This window comes from Mycolicibacterium monacense (assembly GCF_010731575.1).
GTDB classification, from domain to species: Bacteria; Actinomycetota; Actinomycetes; order Mycobacteriales; family Mycobacteriaceae; genus Mycobacterium; species Mycobacterium monacense.
Genome location: NZ_AP022617.1, coordinates 5,025,882 through 5,042,153, shown reverse-complemented (window position 1 = coordinate 5,042,153; position 16,272 = coordinate 5,025,882). Strand labels below are relative to the sequence as shown.

General features: G+C 69.2%; 16 protein-coding genes. 8 read left to right on the top strand and 8 right to left on the bottom strand.

The window, feature by feature from the left end; genetic code table 11:
* Window positions 1-22: 22 nt before the first annotated feature.
* Window positions 23-1,570: an FAD-dependent monooxygenase gene (locus G6N49_RS24060; RefSeq protein WP_011562669.1), complete on the top strand. Its 1,548-nt coding sequence runs from the start codon at window positions 23-25 to the stop codon at window positions 1,568-1,570.
* A gap of 82 nt (window positions 1,571-1,652) precedes the next feature.
* On the opposite strand, the gene G6N49_RS24055 is transcribed toward G6N49_RS24060, so the two are convergent.
* Together G6N49_RS24055 and G6N49_RS24050 are read right to left on the bottom strand one after the other, a co-directional pair.
* Window positions 1,653-2,006 carry a hypothetical protein gene (locus G6N49_RS24055; RefSeq protein WP_011562670.1) on the bottom strand — a complete coding sequence of 118 codons (354 nt, stop codon included), beginning with the start codon at window positions 2,004-2,006 and terminating at the stop codon, window positions 1,653-1,655.
* Window positions 2,007-2,054: 48 nt separating this feature from the next.
* Window positions 2,055-3,716, bottom strand: a complete 1,662-nt coding sequence (locus G6N49_RS24050) for an ABC-F family ATP-binding cassette domain-containing protein (protein WP_083044956.1) — start codon at window positions 3,714-3,716, stop codon at window positions 2,055-2,057.
* Between the two features lie 105 nt (window positions 3,717-3,821).
* Here G6N49_RS24050 and G6N49_RS24045 point away from each other — a divergent pair, with 105 nt between their 5' ends.
* Window positions 3,822-4,517 carry a cutinase family protein gene (locus tag G6N49_RS24045; protein ID WP_083044955.1) on the top strand — a complete coding sequence of 232 codons (696 nt, stop codon included), beginning with the start codon at window positions 3,822-3,824 and terminating at the stop codon, window positions 4,515-4,517.
* A 3-nt stretch (window positions 4,518-4,520) separates the two neighbouring features.
* Here G6N49_RS24045 and G6N49_RS24040 read toward each other — a convergent pair whose 3' ends face one another.
* Complete coding sequence (locus G6N49_RS24040; protein WP_011562673.1) at window positions 4,521-5,510, bottom strand: glycoside hydrolase family 6 protein; 990 nt, start codon at window positions 5,508-5,510, stop codon at window positions 4,521-4,523.
* A gap of 71 nt (window positions 5,511-5,581) precedes the next feature.
* Here G6N49_RS24040 and G6N49_RS24035 point away from each other — a divergent pair, with 71 nt between their 5' ends.
* The 3 genes from G6N49_RS24035 to G6N49_RS24025 are packed head-to-tail and all read left to right on the top strand — an operon-like array spanning window position 5,582 to window position 8,144.
* On the top strand, window positions 5,582-6,535 hold the full coding sequence (locus tag G6N49_RS24035) for a pirin family protein (protein WP_083044954.1): 954 nt from the start codon (window positions 5,582-5,584) through the stop codon (window positions 6,533-6,535).
* 38 nt (window positions 6,536-6,573) lie between these two features.
* On the top strand, window positions 6,574-7,293 hold the full coding sequence (locus G6N49_RS24030; RefSeq protein ID WP_011857550.1) for an SDR family NAD(P)-dependent oxidoreductase: 720 nt from the start codon (window positions 6,574-6,576) through the stop codon (window positions 7,291-7,293).
* 26 nt (window positions 7,294-7,319) lie between these two features.
* Window positions 7,320-8,144 (top strand): MOSC domain-containing protein, encoded by an 825-nt coding sequence (locus tag G6N49_RS24025; RefSeq protein WP_083044953.1) that lies wholly within the window; start codon window positions 7,320-7,322, stop codon window positions 8,142-8,144.
* Window positions 8,145-8,153: 9 nt separating this feature from the next.
* Here the strand turns inward: G6N49_RS24025 and G6N49_RS24020 are convergent, their stop codons facing one another.
* Window positions 8,154-8,978 carry an alpha/beta fold hydrolase gene (locus G6N49_RS24020; protein WP_083044952.1) on the bottom strand — a complete coding sequence of 275 codons (825 nt, stop codon included), beginning with the start codon at window positions 8,976-8,978 and terminating at the stop codon, window positions 8,154-8,156.
* Window positions 8,979-9,057: 79 nt separating this feature from the next.
* Between G6N49_RS24020 and G6N49_RS24015 the strand changes: the two genes are divergently transcribed.
* Both G6N49_RS24015 and G6N49_RS24010 read left to right on the top strand, forming a co-directional pair.
* Complete coding sequence (locus G6N49_RS24015) at window positions 9,058-9,639, top strand: TetR/AcrR family transcriptional regulator (RefSeq protein ID WP_011857553.1); 582 nt, start codon at window positions 9,058-9,060, stop codon at window positions 9,637-9,639.
* Window positions 9,640-9,694: 55 nt separating this feature from the next.
* The gene (locus tag G6N49_RS24010) at window positions 9,695-10,531 is read left to right on the top strand and encodes a TspO-related membrane protein (RefSeq protein ID WP_064875361.1); all 837 of its coding nucleotides are present in this window, start codon (window positions 9,695-9,697) and stop codon (window positions 10,529-10,531) included.
* A 22-nt stretch (window positions 10,532-10,553) separates the two neighbouring features.
* On the opposite strand, the gene G6N49_RS24005 is transcribed toward G6N49_RS24010, so the two are convergent.
* A complete protein-coding gene (locus G6N49_RS24005; protein ID WP_085975517.1) occupies window positions 10,554-11,312 on the bottom strand; it encodes an SCO6745 family protein in 759 nt (252 codons plus the stop codon).
* Between the two features lie 145 nt (window positions 11,313-11,457).
* On the opposite strand from G6N49_RS24005, the gene G6N49_RS24000 reads away from it, so the two are divergent.
* The gene (locus tag G6N49_RS24000; RefSeq protein WP_083044951.1) at window positions 11,458-13,218 is read left to right on the top strand and encodes an N-acyl-D-amino-acid deacylase family protein; all 1,761 of its coding nucleotides are present in this window, start codon (window positions 11,458-11,460) and stop codon (window positions 13,216-13,218) included.
* Between the two features lie 11 nt (window positions 13,219-13,229).
* Here G6N49_RS24000 and trxA read toward each other — a convergent pair whose 3' ends face one another.
* The 3 genes from trxA to G6N49_RS23985 are packed head-to-tail and all read right to left on the bottom strand — an operon-like array spanning window position 13,230 to window position 16,199.
* The gene (gene trxA / locus G6N49_RS23995) at window positions 13,230-13,604 is read right to left on the bottom strand and encodes a thioredoxin (protein ID WP_011857556.1); all 375 of its coding nucleotides are present in this window, start codon (window positions 13,602-13,604) and stop codon (window positions 13,230-13,232) included.
* A 1-nt stretch (window position 13,605) separates the two neighbouring features.
* On the bottom strand, window positions 13,606-14,805 hold the full coding sequence (locus tag G6N49_RS23990; protein WP_011562683.1) for an NAD(P)/FAD-dependent oxidoreductase: 1,200 nt from the start codon (window positions 14,803-14,805) through the stop codon (window positions 13,606-13,608).
* 14 nt (window positions 14,806-14,819) lie between these two features.
* Window positions 14,820-16,199 carry an MBL fold metallo-hydrolase gene (locus tag G6N49_RS23985; protein ID WP_011562684.1) on the bottom strand — a complete coding sequence of 460 codons (1,380 nt, stop codon included), beginning with the start codon at window positions 16,197-16,199 and terminating at the stop codon, window positions 14,820-14,822.
* Between the last annotated feature and the right edge of the window lie 73 nt (window positions 16,200-16,272).

Here is a 16,272-nt window from a genome sequence, read left to right as displayed (position 1 = left end):
GACTTCGGGCTACGGTGACCGTATGTCGCCCGCCTACCGCGTCGACGACCTCCCGGTCACCGACACCGACGTCCTGATCGTCGGTGCCGGACCGACCGGTCTGATGGCCGCACTGGCGCTCCACCGCCGCGGCGTACCCGCAGTGCTGGTCGATCGCAAGGCCGGTCCGACCCGGGAATCCCGGGCGCTGGCGGTGCAGGCCCGCACGATGGAGGTCTACGACCAGCTCGGGCTGGCCGACACGGTGCTGGCGAATTCCAACTCCGCGTTGCGGATTCAGGTCGGCGGATCGTCCCGCGGGATCGGTCCGAACCTGGCGAAGCTGCAGGACGGTCACACCCGCTTTCCTGGCGTCCATATCTTCGAGCAGAGCCGCAACGAGGACATGCTCGCCGGCGCGCTCACCGCGGGCGGCGGCGATATCCGCTGGCGGCACCGGCTGGTCGATCTGCAGGACAGGACCGCGGCACCCGACGGGCGGGTGGAGGCACTGCTCGAAGGACCGGACGGCACCCTCCTGCGGGTGCGGGCCCGGTGGTGCATCGGTGCCGACGGTGCCGCCTCGGCGGTCCGGCGCGCATTGAACCTGCCCTTCGAGGGCCGCACCGACGAGGCGACGTTCTGGGTCGCCGACGTCCGTGCCGTCCGCGGTGTACCCGACGACGCCGTCAACATCCGACCGGGTAAGCGGACGTTCGCGGCGGTGTTCCCGCTGGGGCCCGGTGGCCACGTCAGGCTGCTGGGTCTGGCCGCCAAGGACACCATCACGCAGGACGAGGCGCTCGCCACCGTGGCTGCCGAGTTCGGGCTGACACACGGTCCGGTGGAATGGTTTTCGACCTATCGCGTGCATCACCGCGTGTCGGCGAGGTTTCGCGTGGGGTCGATCTTCCTGGCCGGGGACGCCGCACATGTGCACTCCCCCGTCGGCGGTCAGGGTATGAACACCGGCCTGCAGGATGCGCACAACCTGGCGATGCTGCTGGCCGATGTGGCGCAGAACCGCGTGGACGGACGGGCACTCGACCGCTACGAACGGGAACGGCGCCCGGTCGCGCTGACCCTGGTCAACGTCACCGATCGTGCCTTCACCGTCATCGGCCGCCGCGGATCGTCGGCCGGGCTGGTCCGGGCGACCATCGGCGCCTTGGCATTCGGGGTCTTCCCTCTGGTCACCCGGACATCACTGGGCACCCGCCTCGGCGGCTACATCGGTCAATACCGCATCCGCTACCGCTACACAGCGAATCAGACGGAGCGGGAACGTGATCCGGCGGTGGGGCTGCGGCTACCTCCGGTCGCGGACAATCAGCGCGCCCTCGACACGATGACATGGCAGTTGCACGCCTACGGTGCCGGCACGATCGTCCGCCCCGACGTACCGGAGTGGATCGACGGCCCGCGGGAGTTCGGTGCCGATCCGCGCGGCCGGTTGCGGTCCGACCGCCTCTACCTCGTCCGGCCCGATCAGTTCGTGGCCGCGTCGATCCCGCTGCGGGACAACGTCGTCGACGAGGCGCACCTGCGCGCGGCGCTGGCGACCCACCAGATTCTGCACGCCGGACCCTAGGCGATCTCGTCGTCTATCACGCCGATGCCGGCTCGGAGGATGCCGAGAAACTGGCGCTTCTGGGGTCAGCGACCGGCGCGGGTCACCACAGCACCGCGATCGCCGCCGCGGCGAACGTCAGCACGCCGACCGCGACGAACAACGGCCGCGGCACCGGGGCGTTGCGTTTGCGCTGACGCGCGTTGCTCACGCCGAGGACTCCGCCCAGCACGATCAGGATGGCGAGCTTCACCCCGATCTTCGGATAGTTGAGCACCACGTCGGCGGGCCACGGTGCGGCGAGCGCGAGGCCCGTCACCAGCGACACCAGCACGCCGTAGTCCATCAGCCTGGTGGTGCGGAAACGGCGGGCGACCGCCTCGGCGACCCAGGCGCCGAAAGTGACGGCGAAACCGACGATGTGGAAGAGCACGACCGCGTCACGCAAGAGCTGCATGCCCGCAATTTACCTCTGGGCAGGGAGGTCACCGCTTCAAGGGGGCCGCTACAGCTCGACGACCCGGCCGTTGTCGACCCGCCACGTGCGGTCCAGCCGGACGTTCTGCAACATGCGGCGGTCGTGTGTGACGAGCAGCAGTGCGCCGTCGTAGGTTTCGAGGGCCTGTTCGAGCTGCTCGATGGCCGGCAGGTCCAGATGGTTCGTCGGCTCGTCGAGGACCAGCACGTTGGTGCCGCGCGCCTGCAGCAGTGCCAGCCCCGCCCGGGTGCGCTCCCCCGGCGACAGGTCGTCGACCGGGCGTTCCACATGGTCGGCCCGCAACCCGAACTTGGCCAACAACGTGCGCGCGTCGGCGGTCGACCAGGTCGGCACCTTCTCCTCGAAGCGGTCGATGAGTCGCGCCGGGCCGGTGAAATCGGCTCGGGCCTGGTCGATCTCGCCGACCGCGACGTTGGCGCCCAGGCTCGCGCGTCCCTCATCGGGCGTGCGGTGTCCCAACAGCAACCGCAGCAGCGTCGACTTGCCCGCGCCGTTGGGGCCGGTGATGCCGATCCGCTCGCCGGCGTCGACCTGCAGCGAGACGGGACCCAGGACGTGATCACCCTGCCGCACAACGGCATTGTCGAGAGAGGCGACGACCGAACTCGACCGCGGGGCCGCGCCGATGGTGAACTGCAGTGTCCACTCCTTGCGGGGTTCGGCGACCTCCTCGAGGCGGGCGATCCGGCTCTCCATCTGGCGCACCTTCTGCGCCTGCTTCTCGCTGGACTCGGTGGCCGCACGCCGACGGAGCTTGTCGTTGTCGGGCGCCTTGCGGATCGCGTTGCGCACGCCCTGGCTCGACCATTCGCGTTGTACGCGGGCGCGCGCCACCAGATCGGCTTTCTTCTCGGCGAACTCCTCGTACTGTTCGCGCCGGTGCCTGCGGCCGATCTCACGCTCTTCCAGATAGCTCTCGTAACCGCCGCCGAACACGGTCGTGGTGTTCTGGGCCAGGTCCAGCTCGAGGACGTGAGTGACACTGCGAGAGAGGAACTCACGATCGTGACTGACCACCACCACGCCGCCCCGCAGATCACGGACGAACTGCTCCAACCGCGCGAGGCCGTCGAGGTCGAGGTCGTTGGTCGGCTCGTCGAGGAGGACCACGTCGAACCGTGAGACGAGGAGGGCGGCCAGCCCGACCCGCGCCGCCTGTCCACCCGACAGGGCGGTCATCGGCGTCGAGTGCGGCCGCACGGCGTCGGTGTCGAGACCCAGGTCGGCCAGCACCGCCGGCAGTCGTTCATCGAGGTCGGCTGCGCCGGTGGCCAACCAGTGATCCAGCGCCGCCGAGTAGGCGGCGGTCGGGTCCGGGATCGACGCCGACTCGGGCTCGGCCAGGGCGGCGGCGGCCGCCTCCATCGCCTGTGTCGCCGCGGTGCATCCCGCACGGCGCGCGATGTAGGCGGCGACGGTCTCACCGGGCACGCGTTCGTGCTCCTGCGGCAGCCACCCGACGAACGCATCCGCAGGCGCGAGGCTGACGATCCCGTCGAGCGGTTCGAGATCTCCCGCCAGGATGCGGAGCAGCGTGCTCTTGCCTGCCCCGTTGGCGCCGAGCACTCCGACCACATCGCCGGGCGCCACTGTCAGATCCAGTCCCTCGAAGAGGGTGCGGTGGGCGAATCCGCCGGCCACGTTCTTCGCGACAAGCGTTGCGGTCATGCGTCCATGGTCGCATCACCGCGATCGGGCATCCTGTTACTGGAGTGGCTTCTGAGGTAAATGGGTACAGGGCGGACGTCCGTTCAGTGAAGTTCAGGAGAGGCCGTGCCGGTCGACAGGGTGACCCGACGCAGGTACTCGGCGGTGGCTGCGGCCACGTCGACGGCTCTTGCCGCCCTCGCGACGGGCGCAGCGCCGACCGCGTCGGCCGCTCCGCGCTGTCCGGACATCGAGGTGATCTTCGCTCGCGGCACCGACGAACCGCCCGGCATCGGTGTGGTCGGCACGGCCCTGGTCGACGCGCTGCGCCCGATGGTCAAAGGGAAGACCGTCGGCACCTACGCCGTGAAGTACCCGGCGTCGTGGGATTTTTCGCAAGTCGGCCTGGGCGCCACCGACGCGAGCCTGCGTGTCCAGTCGACCGCGGCGAAATGTTGCGGCACCGAGATCGTGCTCGGCGGTTACTCGCAGGGGGCCGCGGTCATGGACATCGTCACGACGTCCCCGATCGCCGGGCTCGGGTTCGCCGCACCCATGCCGGCCGCCGTCGTTCCTCGCATCGCGGCCGTCACCGTCTTCGGCAATCCGTCAGCCCGGGTCGGCCAGCCGTTGACCCGCCTGAGCCCGGTGTTCGGGTCCCGTACCGCGGACCTGTGCAACACCAACGATCCGATCTGCTCGTTGGGGCGGGACTTCGACGCGCACGTGCGCTACCCGCAGTCCGGTCTGGTGAAGCTGGCCGCCCAATGGGTGACCGCTCAGGTGCGGACGCGGGCTGCGCGTGCGCCCGTCAGCGGGTAATCCCTACCAGCCTGCGGTGCGGGCCAGATCGATGGCGTACTGAGCGACGAACGTGCCCGCGCTGGGCGCCCCGCCGCCGCACGATCCGTCGGACTCACCGGGACGCTTGACCCACAGGAAGGCGTCGACCTGCGGGTGGCCGGTGGCCGTCGTGGGCGGGGTGCCCAACGCGCGGCCGGGAGGGTTGCACCACGAATCGCTGTCGACCGGTCCGACGCCGTTGCGGGAGGTGTCGATCACGAAGTGCGATCCGTTCGTCATCCCCGAGACGGCCTGGCCGTAGCCGATCGACTCCTCGGTGGTGAAGAAGTTGGCGGTGTTGAGGCTGAAGCCGCGCGCCTTGGCGACGCCGACCTGGTTCAGCCGGCCGGCCATCACATCGGCGGCCACCCAGCGCGGATGACCGGCGTCCACGTACACCGCGGTGGCCGGGTTGCGGGTCAGGGTGTCGACGGCGTAGCCGATCAGCTCGAGGCGTTCCTGCTGCTGACCCGGTGACAGGCAGTCGATCATGGCCAGCGCGTCGGGTTCGAGGACGACCGCCGCCGGGCCCCCTCCGATGGCTCCGGCCACGCCGTCGATCCACGCTCGATACGCCCCGGCCGAGCCGAATCCGCCCGCGGCGAAGCTCCCGCAGTCACGGTTGGGGATGCCGTACAGCGCCAGGATCGGCGTGGTGCCCGCGGCCTGTGCATCGGCGATGTACTTCGAGTCGACCGACGGGGTGGAGAGGTGATCCATCCAGTACGCCGTCGGGGTGTTGGCGACCGAAGCCAGCAACGGGTCCGAGTTGCCCTGCACCGCCCGCATGGCCTTGGACGCCGGATTGACATAGAAGGGCCTGCCGACCAGCGGGTTCGCATCGCTGACCAGACGCACCGCCGGAGCGGGGTCGACGTTCACGGGTTCGGCGACGGCGGCCGTACCCGCGACGGCCGCGACCGTCAGGAACGGCGCGACCCACCGCGCGACTGCACCAACAGCTGAGGACATCACCCAAGGGAACCTAGTGTCGCTCCTCACCGGCTGCACATCAGGGGTCGGCGGTTGACGCGTGGACCACGATGGGACGTGTGAGCGACGTCGAGGTCATCACCAGCCGCGCCGTGCCCCTCGGCGGGCCGCGGGCGATGACGGTGCGCCGCACCCTGCCCCAACGGGCCCGCTCCCTGATCGGTGCGTGGTGCTTCGTCGACCATTACGGACCCGACGACGTGGGCCACACCGGTGGGATGGACGTGCCGCCGCATCCGCACACCGGCCTGCAGACCGTCAGCTGGCTGTTCGACGGCGAGATCGAGCACCGGGACAGCAGCGGCGTGCGGGCGCTGGTCCGGCCCGGCGAGCTCAACCTGATGACCGCCGGATCCGGTGTGGCCCACTCCGAGGTGTCCACAGCGGCGACCGCCACGCTGCACGGTGTGCAACTGTGGGTGGCGCTGCCCGAACACGCCCGCCACCTCCCGCGGCGGTTCGACCACGCGGTCCCCGCAGCGGTCCGCATCGACGGCGCAACGGTCCGGGTGCTGCTCGGCACGCTCGCCGGTCACAGCTCCCCCGTCACCGCCCACTCCCCTCTCGTCGGCGCCGAGGTGGTCCTCGACCCGCACGCCGAACTGACCGTCGACGTCGCACCGGACTTCGAGCACGGCGTGCTCGTCGACATCGGCCCGGTCGTGCTCGACGGCACGCACCTGTCCCGCGCCGTCCTGGGGTACGTGGCGCCCGGGGCCGACCGCCTGACATTGGCCAATCCCGGGGACCGTCCCGCGCGGGTGATGCTGCTCGGCGGCACACCGTTTCCCGAGCCGGTGCTCATGTGGTGGAACTTCGTCGGGCGCAGCCACGAGGAGATCGCCGCCTTCCGGGACGAGTGGGAGGCGGAGTCCGAACGGTTCGGCCGCGTCGAGGGCTATCGCGGCCTCGTGCCACGCCTTCCTGCGCCGCCGATGCCCACGGTGCGCCTCAAGCCGCGGCTCTCCCCGCCGGCCGGCGGCGATCCCAGCGCCTGGGGATAGCGGGAACAATCCACACCCGGCGCACGCTTGTACGGCCCATGGAACTCGACAAGCAGATCGCGCTGGTGACCGGCGGGACATCGGGAATCGGCCTGGCCTCGGCGCGGCTGCTGGCCGCCGAGGGTGCCGAGGTCGTCGTCTCCGGACGCGACGCCGAGCGTGGGGCACAGGCCGTGGCCGAGATCGGCGGCGCGGTGAGGTTCGTGCAGGCCGATATGAGCGACCCTCAGTCGGTGAAGGACCTGGCCGAACAGGCCGGAGACGTCGACATCCTGGTCAACAACGCGGGGGTGTTTCCCGCCGCGCCGACGCTGGACCAGGATCTCGCATCCTTCGAGACCATGTTCGACACGAACGTGCGCGGCGCCTACTTCCTGGTGGCCGAGGTCGCCAGGGGCATGGTCGCGCGCGGGCGGGGCGCGATCGTCAACATCACCTCCCCGGCGGGCGACAAGGGCTTTCCCGGCACGTCGGCCTACGGCGCCACGAAGGCCGCGCTGGCCTCGCTGACCCGTACCTGGGCCGCGGAGTTCGGCGCCAACGGCGTTCGCGTCAACAGTGTCTCGCCGGGTCCGACGCGCACACCGGGGACCGCCGACATGGGCGACTTCATCGACGACGTCGCCGGGGCACTGCCGCTGGGCCGCACCGCGCGCCCCGAGGAGGTCGCTCAGGCGGTGCTGTTCCTGACGTCGCCGCGGTCGAGTTTCGTGACGGGGTCGACGCTGTACGTCGACGGCGGCGGCTCGGCGGTGTGACGCGCCGCCGGTAGGGTGGCGATGCGATGACGAATACCGATGTGACCGGCAAGGTTTCCGCGCTCCGCCGCTACCCGGTGAAGTCGATGCTCGGCGAGCAGTGCGACGCGCTCAGCCTCGGTCCGCTCGGCGTGGCCGGCGACCGGAGGTACGCGTACATCGACGAGGAGACCGGGCGGGTCGCCACGGCCAAGAACCCCCGGCTCTGGCGCCGCCTGCTGCAGTGCTCGTCGGCAACGGGGGCCGACGGTGTCGTGGTGACGTTGCCCGACGGGCGCACCGTACCCGTGGCGGAGTCCGATGGGCCGGTGTCCGAATTGGTCGGCCGCACCGTCCATCTCGCCGACGAGCGTTCGGCGGGGGCGGTCGTCGAGCGATCCGATCCGATCGACGTGTTGACCCACGGCCTCGATGCCGACATCGAGGCGGCGCTGCTCGAGATCGCCCAGGGCACCCCCGGTGGGGCGTTCGTCGACTATTCGCCCGTGCACCTGGTCACCACCGCGACCCTGGACGCGGTGGGACTGGAGCGGGCCGAGGCGGTGCGTTACCGCCCGAACATCGTGATCGAGACGCCCGCCGGATGTCCGCCCTTCATCGAGAACGACTGGGTCGACGCGACGATCCGGATCGGCGCTGTGGAGTTGCGCGGCACGATGCCCACCCCGCGCTGCTCCGTGCCGACGTTGGAACACGGCGCGTTGGCGCGGTCACCGCAGTCGGTTCGGTACCCGCTCGAGCACAACCGGGTCGAGGCAGGCGATTTCGGCGTCCTGCCCTGCGCGGGGCTCTACGCCGATGTCGTCACCATCGGCACCGTCAGCGAAGGCGACGCGGTGCGGATCGGCTGACCCGGGCGGTCAACCGACGAACTCGCGCAGAGCCCGGGCCATCGCCTCCGGTTGGTCCTCGGGAATGAGCGTCCAGGAGTCGTCGACGATCACCTTCCGGGCGTCGGGGAACAGTTCGACCAGGCGGTCGGCGTGCGCCGGCGGCATCATGCGGTCCTCACGCGCCCAGACGACCAGCACCGGGCGATCGAATGTGCCGAGTTTGCCGGACAATTCGAGTAACCGGCGGCGCGGCGGCGCGCCGGTGGCGAACCGGACCAGATCACGCCGGATCGCGGCGTTCTCGACGGCGGGGCGGAACCACTCGTCGAACAACGCGTCGGGCAGCCCCGACTTCGCCAGCCCGCCGTAGGCCTGCCGACTGTGACGGAAGAAGCGCGTCCCGAGCATCCTGCTCAGGACCCAGCCGCCGCCCGGTAGCCGGCAGAGCAGGGCAGCCGGCCGGGCCGGCTTGGGCGGGAAGTTGTCGAAGGCCTCGCAGGATACGAGCACGAGCCGCCCGATGCGCTTGTCACGGCCCTCGGTGATCACGAATTGCCCGCCGCCCCAGTCATTCAGGACGAGTGTGACGTCGTCGACGTCCAGCGCGTCGAGGAAGTCGGCGACGATGTTGGCCATTCCCATCTGGGTGAGATCCGCGCCGTCGTTCATCGGCACCGTATGCGCACCCATCGGGAGAGTCGGTGTGATGCACCGGTAACCGGGCAGCAGCGGGATGACCTTGCGCCACTGCCGCCCGTCCATGAGCAGACCGTGACCGAATACCAGGACCGGTCCGTCGCCGCCGGTGTCGTCGTAGGCGATGGGTCCCGAGGGCAGATCCACGGAAAGCATGCCGTTCGCCTCCTAGATAGATCGTTCTACTTACCCGGACGATATGCTGTCGGAGCACGATGCGCAAGAAGGAGACGTCATGGCAGATCCGTCCACCCGCAGCCGGATCCTCGATGCGACGGCGGAGCTGTATCGCCGGCAGGGCATGCCCGCCACCGGCCTCAAACAGATCTCGGCCGCGGCGCAGGCGCCGTTCGGTTCGATCTACCACCACTTCCCCGGTGGCAAAGAGGCGATCAGCGTGGAAGTCATTCGCCGCGAAGGCATCCGATACGCCACGTTCGTCGGCGCGCAGTTGGCGCAGATCGACCCGCTCGACGGAATCCCCGAGTTGTTCGAGAAGGCCGGTAGGGATCTGGAGGCGCAGGACTACAGCGAAGCCTGTTCGATCGAGACGATCGCGCTGGAGGTGGCCAGCACCAACGAGCGGCTCCGGGTGGAGGCGGCGGAGGTGTTCCAGAGCTGGCTCGGCGGCCTCGCGGCGTGGTTCGGGCAACTCGACCTCACCGAGGCGGAGTGCCGCCGGTTGGCGATGATCACCCTGACGGCCCTCGAAGGCGCCTTCGTCCTGTGCCGCACCCTGCGCTCGGTCGAACCCATTGTCTGCGCGGGGCACGGGGTCCGGGCCGCCGTGCACGCGGCGGTTCGAAAGCCTGTCTAACGGGCATGTACCTCGTACCGTCCCCCGCGGAGAACCCGAGAAGAGGAGCACCCTGATGGCCGGTCGGACCGCCGAGTCGACATCGGCGTCGACACTGTTGTTGCCGGTGGCGGTCAGCCTGGCGACGGCAGCCACACTGTTGGTCAACTACCTCGCCAACGGGTTGCCGATCAACGGCCAGACCACCGGCGAGGTCACCCGCCGCTTCGAGGTGTACTTCGTGCCCGCGGGTTACGTGTTCTCGATCTGGAGCGTCATCTACCTCGGCCTGATCGCCTACAGCGTCTACCTGAGCCTCAGCCTGGCCCGAAGGCGGTCGGACAGCGGCGCGGCGCGGGCGATCGCACCCTGGTACCTGCTGACCGCCGCGGCCAACTGTTCATGGCTGTTCGCCTGGCACCACAACCGTTTTCCGCTGAGCATGCTGCTGATGCTGGTGCTGCTGGGCGCCCTGATCGTCATCTACCGCCTACAGGCCGCCCGCCCACCGGTTTCGACGGTGGAGCGGTGGACGGTGCACATCCCGTTCCGGGTGTATCTCGGCTGGATCTCGGTGGCCACGATCGCCAACGCCACCATCACGCTCGACGACGCGGGCTGGTCCGGCTTCGGCCTGTCCGAGCCCACCTGGGGCGTGATCATGGTGCTGGTCGCGGCCGCGCTCGGACTGACGATGACGTTCCTGCACCGCGACATCGCCTACGCGCTGGTGCTCGTCTGGGCGCTGATCGGCATCGCGGTGCGCCTGCACGAGACCACCGCGATCCTGGTCGTGGCGTTGGCCGGTGCGGCGGCGCTGGCCCTGAGCGTGCTCGTCATCGCCCTGCGCGACCGAACCGATCAGCGCCGAAACCTCGCCAGTTCGGCGCCGAGCTCGTCGAACAAGGCCTGATCGAGGCCGAAGGCGATCCGGCTCACCTCGGGACGTTCGCCTTCAACCACGCCAGCGCCTCGGTGCTCAACCGGGCCAGTTCGGCCGCCTCGTCCGGGTCGAGGGCGGATGCGCAGAGCTCGGCCATCCGCCGGTTGGTCGCCTGCTCGATCTCGGCGTAGCGGTCCTTCTTGTCGGCACCGTCGGCGAACGGTTCGGGCCAACCGAACATCGCGGCGTACTGCGGCCCCTTGTTGAGCATGTGCGCCTCGATCGGCGTGATGCCCGAGAGGGACAGCGCATTGAAGTGCAGCCCGGCGCGCAACTCGCGCAGCACGAACATGACCTGCAGCGCGCGGGCGGGTGCGTCGGCGGCCAACGGCATCGCACGCCACCCGGCGAACAACGGCAGCGCCGTCGTGGGGGTCGCAGCGATCAGCTTCTCGCCGAGCGCCGCGAGCCGCTCAAGACCCTCGGCCCCGGACAGATACTTCCGCCCGAACTCCGCCGTCTGCTCCCAATACACCTCTGCCGCACCGGCGGCGCCCCGCACGGCGATCCCCTCGTCCCACATCGCCGACAACCCGGTCGGTTCGAACACGGCGAACACCGCGCTGACGGTGGCGCCGGTGGCATCACCCAGGACGCCGCCACGACCGGCGACATAACCGGCCAGCGGGTTCTGGTACCCCGCGGCGACGCTCCCGCCGTAGGTCTGCGGGTGCAGCATGAACACCGCGACCGCCTGCTCTATGGCCGCTCCCGCGGTCGCGGCGGGATCGCGCACATCGTCTTCGCTCATATGGGACTTCTCCTCGAGTCGGGCTTCGCACCGCCGCGCGGTGGACATCCACCGCGAAGGGTAGCCGCCGCCGTCATCGATTCTCGGCCGTGATCGCCCTCGCTGTGGATAGTGTCCGAAGCGATCCCGGCCCGAAGGAGACGACATGTTCGACCTCAAGATCGTCGGAGGAACCGTGGTCGACGGCACCGGCGCCGACCGGTTCCGCGCCGACGTGGGCGTCAAGGACGGAAAGATCGTCGAGGTGCGCCGGGTGCCGCCGGGAGGCGACGGTCTGGCGGGCGATGCCGCGGTGACGCTCGACGCCACCGAACGGATCGTCGCGCCGGGCTTCGTGGACATCCATACCCACTATGACGGTCAGGTCAGCTGGGACAGTCTGTTGGAACCGTCCAGTTGCCACGGCGTGACCACGGTGGTCACCGGCAACTGCGGGGTGGGGTTCGCGCCGGTCCGGCCGGGCAGCGAGGAATGGCTGATCAAACTGATGGAGGGTGTCGAGGACATCCCGGGATCCGCGCTGACCGAGGGCATCTCGTGGGGTTGGGAGAGCTATCCCGAGTATCTGGACGTGATCGGGTCGCGGCACTTCGCGGTCGACGTCGGCAGTCAGATCGCGCACGGTTCGGTGCGCGCCTACGCGATGGGCGAGCGCGGCGCCCGCAACGAGCCGGCCACACCCGAGGACATCGCGGCGATGGCCCACCTCGTGCGCGAGTCGATCGAGGCCGGCGCGCTGGGGTTCTCCACCTCCCGGACCATCGCCCACCGGGCCATGGACGGGGAACCCGTGCCCGGCACCTTCGCCGCCGAGGACGAACTGTTCGGTCTCGGCCGCGCCATGGCGGCCGGCGGCCGCGCGGTGTTCGAACTCGCTCCGCAGGGTGCCGCGGGCGAGGACATCGTCGCGCCGAAGCGAGAACTGGAGTGGATGCGACGCCTCGGCGCCGAGATCGAACGCCCGTTGTCGTTCGCGTTGATCCAGGTCGACGCCGACCCGAACCTGTGGCGCGAACAGCTCGAGATCTCGGCCGACGCCCACGCCGACGGCGCGATGCTCTACCCGCAGATCGCCGCCCGGCCATTCGGCATGCTGCTCGGCTTCCCCGGCCATCACGCCTTCACCCACCGTCCGACCTACCGCGCGCTCAAGTCGGAACTGCCGCGTGAGGAGTTGGCAGAACGGCTCGCCGACCCGGCGGTGAAGGCGGCGATCCTCGGCGAATCCGATCTGCCGGTGGACACCACCAGACAGTTCGACGGCATGTTCGCCCTGGTTCAGCATTCACTGCATCGCATCTACGCACTCGGTGACCCGCCCGACTACGAACCGACGCCGGACAGGACCGTCGCGTCGATCGCCGCGGACCGCGGCGAGGACCCGTTGGCGACGCTGTACGACCTCATGCTCGAAGACGGTGCGGGCTCGATGCTGATGTTGCCGTTCTTCAACTACGCCGACGGCAACCACGACGCGATCCACGAGATGCTCACCCACCCCGCGGGTGTGTTGGGTCTGTCCGACGGCGGGGCGCACTGCAACCTGATCTGCGACGCCTCCTATCCCACCTATCTGGTCACCCACTGGGCCCGCGACCGCCACCGCGGTCGCAAATTGAGCCTCGAGTACGTCTTGCGTAAGCAATGCCGGGATACGGCAACACTTTTCGGGCTCACCGACCGCGGCACCATCGAGGTCGGCAAAAGGGCCGACCTCAACGTGATCGATTTCGACGCGCTGACCCTGCACCCGGCCCGGATGGCCTATGACCTTCCCGCGGGCGGGAATCGGCTGGTGCAGGGGGCCAGCGGTTATGACGCGACGGTCGTCAACGGCACCGTCACCCGCCGCTTCGGCCGCGACACGGGTGCGCGGCCCGGCCGGTTGGTGCGCGGCGCCCGCTGACCGCACGTCGGCTACGCCTGTGCGGTCGCCTTCCGTGCCGCGATTCGCGCGCGGACCTCGGCCATGTCGAGCGCCTTAACCCGGGTGATCAGGTCCTCGAGCGCCGCCGGCGGCAGCGCCCCGGCCTGCCGGTAGACGAGCACGCCGTCCCGGAAGGCCATCACGGTCGGGATCGAACTGATCTCCAGCGTGGCCGCCAGATCACGTTCGGCCTGCGTGTCGACCTTGGCGTGTACGACGTCCGGGTGCGTCTGCGAGGAGCGCTCGAACACCGGGGCGAACGCGCGGCACGGGCCGCACCAGGACGCCCAGAAGTCGACGAGCACAATCGGATTGCCGGTGACCGTTGCTTCGAAGTTGTCGTAGGTCAGGGTTTTGGTGGACATGTCACGCCAGTCCTTTCAGCATCAGATTCCAGTACATGAACGGCAGCCCGTACTTCTTGAGGTACCAGTAGCCGCGGTGCGGTTTGGTGGGGTCGAGCAGCGGGAACGACGGCGTGAGGTTCAGGTCGTAGTCGAACTCCGCCAACAGCATCGCGTGCGAGGACGTGACGATCGGGCACGATCCGTAGCCGTTGTAGGAGGCGTTCAGCGGTCGGCCCGTGAGGAACGACTCGATGTTCTCGACCACCACCGGGGCCTGTTTGCGGATCGCGGCCCCGGTCTTGGAGTTCGGGGACGATCCGGCATCGCCGAGACTGAACACGTTGGGATAGCGCACGTGTTGCATGGTGTGCTTGTCGATCTCGACGTAGCCGGCCGCGTCACCGGTCGACAGCGGGCTGGACTTGATCCAGTCCGGGGCCGACTGGCGCGGTACGGCGTGGAGCACGTCGTAGGGCAGCACCGTGTCGGACCCGCCGTCGGCGGTGTGCGTGATACCCACCTTGTGCGCCGCGGCGTCGACGGAGGTGATCTCGGCACCGGTGTGCACGGTGATGCCGTAGTCCGCGGCGATGACGTCGAGGTTGTCGGCGATCGCCGGGATGCCGAACAGTCGCGGTGTCGGCACCACCAGATGCACGTCGATATCGGAGAGCACGCCCTGCCTGCGCCAGTAGTCGCTGGCCAGGTACGCGATCTTCTGCGGCGCCCCGGCGCACTTGATCGGACCCGACGGCATCCCGAAAACCGCGGTGCCCGAACGGAGGTCGCGGATGAACTCCCAGGTGCGGGGTGCGAGGTCGAACCGGTAGTTCGACGAGACCCCGTCCTTACCGAGTGCGTCCTGCAGACCCTCGGTGCGGTTCCAGTCCAGCTGGATGCCGGGGCTGACCACGAGTACGTCGTACTCGTAGTCCGCCCCGTCGACACACGTGACCCTGTTGTTGTCCGGGTCGACCGTGGCCGCCGCGTTCCTGATCCACGTCGCACCCTTGGGCATCACCGAGGCCTCGGGCCGTGCGGTCGTCGACGCCTTCGCCTGCCCGCCGCCGACGAGCGTCCACAGCGGTTGGTAGTAGTGCGTGTCGGACGGTTCGATGACGGCGACGTCGGAGTGGCCCTTGCGCAGCAGGCGGGCGGCGACCGAGATGCCGGCCGTACCTCCGCCGATGATGACGATCCGATGCTTGTCGGTGGTCATGATCTTCCCTCCGCTCAGGCGTTCTGACGAGCTTCGTCCCAGGCGTTGAAACCGCCCAGGATGTCGCTGACATCGCCGAAACCGTTCTGCCGCAACAGGCTCGCGGCCACCGAGGAGCGGTAACCGCCGGCGCAGTACACGACGGTCGGCTTGGCCGGATCCAGTTCGCCCAGCCGGGCCGGCAGCTGACCCACCGGGATGGTGAGCGCGTTCGGGATGGTCCCGGCGGCGACCTCACCCGGGTTGCGCACGTCGACGACCTGCAGGTCGGCCAGCTCGGCAGCGCGTTGGTCGAAGGCCTTGGCCGTCAACCGGGACGCCATCTGGACGTCGTCCTGGTGGTTGAACATGACCTCGAAGGGCCGGTCCACGTACCCGATCACGCGGTCGAAACCGATTCGGGCGAGCCGGTTCTTGCCTTCCAGCTCCTGGCCCGGCTCGGTGAACAGCACGATGTCGACATCCGAGGGCAGCACCGAGCCGGCGAACTCCGCGTACCGGCCTGCCAGCCCGATGTTCACGGCGCCGCGCAGGTGACCCAGCGCGAACTCCTCGGGGCCCCGCCCGTCGACCAGGATCGCACCCGCCTTCATCGCGTCGCGCACCTGCTCATAGGTCATCGCCGGCGGCATCTTGGTCTCGTCCAGCAACTCCCGCTCCTTGCGGTTGAGGATCGCGTCGTAGACGAAGTAGCTCGGCGCGGGCGGCTGCCCTTCGGTGACCAGGTCCATGAAGGTGGCCTTGTCCGGTGCGCGCAGCGCGTAGTTGGTCTCCTTCTGATCGCCCATCGTCGACCACAGGTCGGTGGACAGGTTCTTGCCACAGGCCGAACCCGCGCCGTGGGCCGGGTACACCCGGGTGGCGTCGGGCAGCGTCATCAGCTTGTTGTGCAGCGAGTCGTACAGCTTCTCGGCCAGTTCCTCACGGGTGAACCCGATCGAGGCCAGCAGGTCGGGCCGGCCGACGTCGCCGATGAACAGCGCATCGCCGGTCAGCACGCCGTAGGGCACCTCGTCGTCGGCGTGCTCGTAGACCACGATGCTCATCGATTCGGGCGTGTGGCCGGGGGTGTGCCGGAACTCCAGCGTCACGTCACCCAGCGAGTAGCGCTCGCCGTCGGCCACGCCCGTCGACTCGAACTCGGTCTCGGCGACCGAGGAGTACACGATCTTCGCGCCGGTGGCCTTCGCCAGCTCCAGGTGGCCGGAAAGGAAGTCGGCGTGGAAGTGGGTCTCGATGACCAACTCGATGGTGTAGCCGGACTCCTTGGCATCCGCCAGGTACTCGGAGACATCGCGCTGCGGGTCGACGACGACTGCGCGGCCGGTTGTCTCGTCGGCGATCAGGTACGACGCGTGGGACAGGCAGTCCAGGTAGTACTGGGTGAATTTCATGGTGACGTCCTTTCGTTCGGTGCGTGGGGGTGCGGCGTTCTGCTCATCAGCCTGCCTATACCCCTATGGGTAT

Excerpts from the sequence above, each read along its gene's own strand:
- G6N49_RS24060 (WP_011562669.1), top strand. The coding sequence starts at position 23 with ATGTCGCCCGCCTACCGCGTCGACGACCTCCCGGTCACCGACACCGAC.
- G6N49_RS24055 (WP_011562670.1), bottom strand. The coding sequence starts at position 2,006 with ATGCAGCTCTTGCGTGACGCGGTCGTGCTCTTCCACATCGTCGGTTTC.
- G6N49_RS24050 (WP_083044956.1), bottom strand. The coding sequence starts at position 3,716 with ATGACCGCAACGCTTGTCGCGAAGAACGTGGCCGGCGGATTCGCCCAC.
- G6N49_RS24040 (WP_011562673.1), bottom strand. The coding sequence starts at position 5,510 with ATGTCCTCAGCTGTTGGTGCAGTCGCGCGGTGGGTCGCGCCGTTCCTG.
- G6N49_RS24035 (WP_083044954.1), top strand. The coding sequence starts at position 5,582 with ATGGGACGTGTGAGCGACGTCGAGGTCATCACCAGCCGCGCCGTGCCC.
- G6N49_RS24030 (WP_011857550.1), top strand. The coding sequence starts at position 6,574 with ATGGAACTCGACAAGCAGATCGCGCTGGTGACCGGCGGGACATCGGGA.
- G6N49_RS24025 (WP_083044953.1), top strand. The coding sequence starts at position 7,320 with ATGACGAATACCGATGTGACCGGCAAGGTTTCCGCGCTCCGCCGCTAC.
- G6N49_RS24020 (WP_083044952.1), bottom strand. The coding sequence starts at position 8,978 with ATGCTTTCCGTGGATCTGCCCTCGGGACCCATCGCCTACGACGACACC.
- G6N49_RS24015 (WP_011857553.1), top strand. The coding sequence starts at position 9,058 with ATGGCAGATCCGTCCACCCGCAGCCGGATCCTCGATGCGACGGCGGAG.
- G6N49_RS24010 (WP_064875361.1), top strand. The coding sequence starts at position 9,695 with ATGGCCGGTCGGACCGCCGAGTCGACATCGGCGTCGACACTGTTGTTG.
- G6N49_RS24005 (WP_085975517.1), bottom strand. The coding sequence starts at position 11,312 with ATGAGCGAAGACGATGTGCGCGATCCCGCCGCGACCGCGGGAGCGGCC.
- G6N49_RS24000 (WP_083044951.1), top strand. The coding sequence starts at position 11,458 with ATGTTCGACCTCAAGATCGTCGGAGGAACCGTGGTCGACGGCACCGGC.
- trxA (WP_011857556.1), bottom strand. The coding sequence starts at position 13,604 with ATGTCCACCAAAACCCTGACCTACGACAACTTCGAAGCAACGGTCACC.
- G6N49_RS23990 (WP_011562683.1), bottom strand. The coding sequence starts at position 14,805 with ATGACCACCGACAAGCATCGGATCGTCATCATCGGCGGAGGTACGGCC.
- G6N49_RS23985 (WP_011562684.1), bottom strand. The coding sequence starts at position 16,199 with ATGAAATTCACCCAGTACTACCTGGACTGCCTGTCCCACGCGTCGTAC.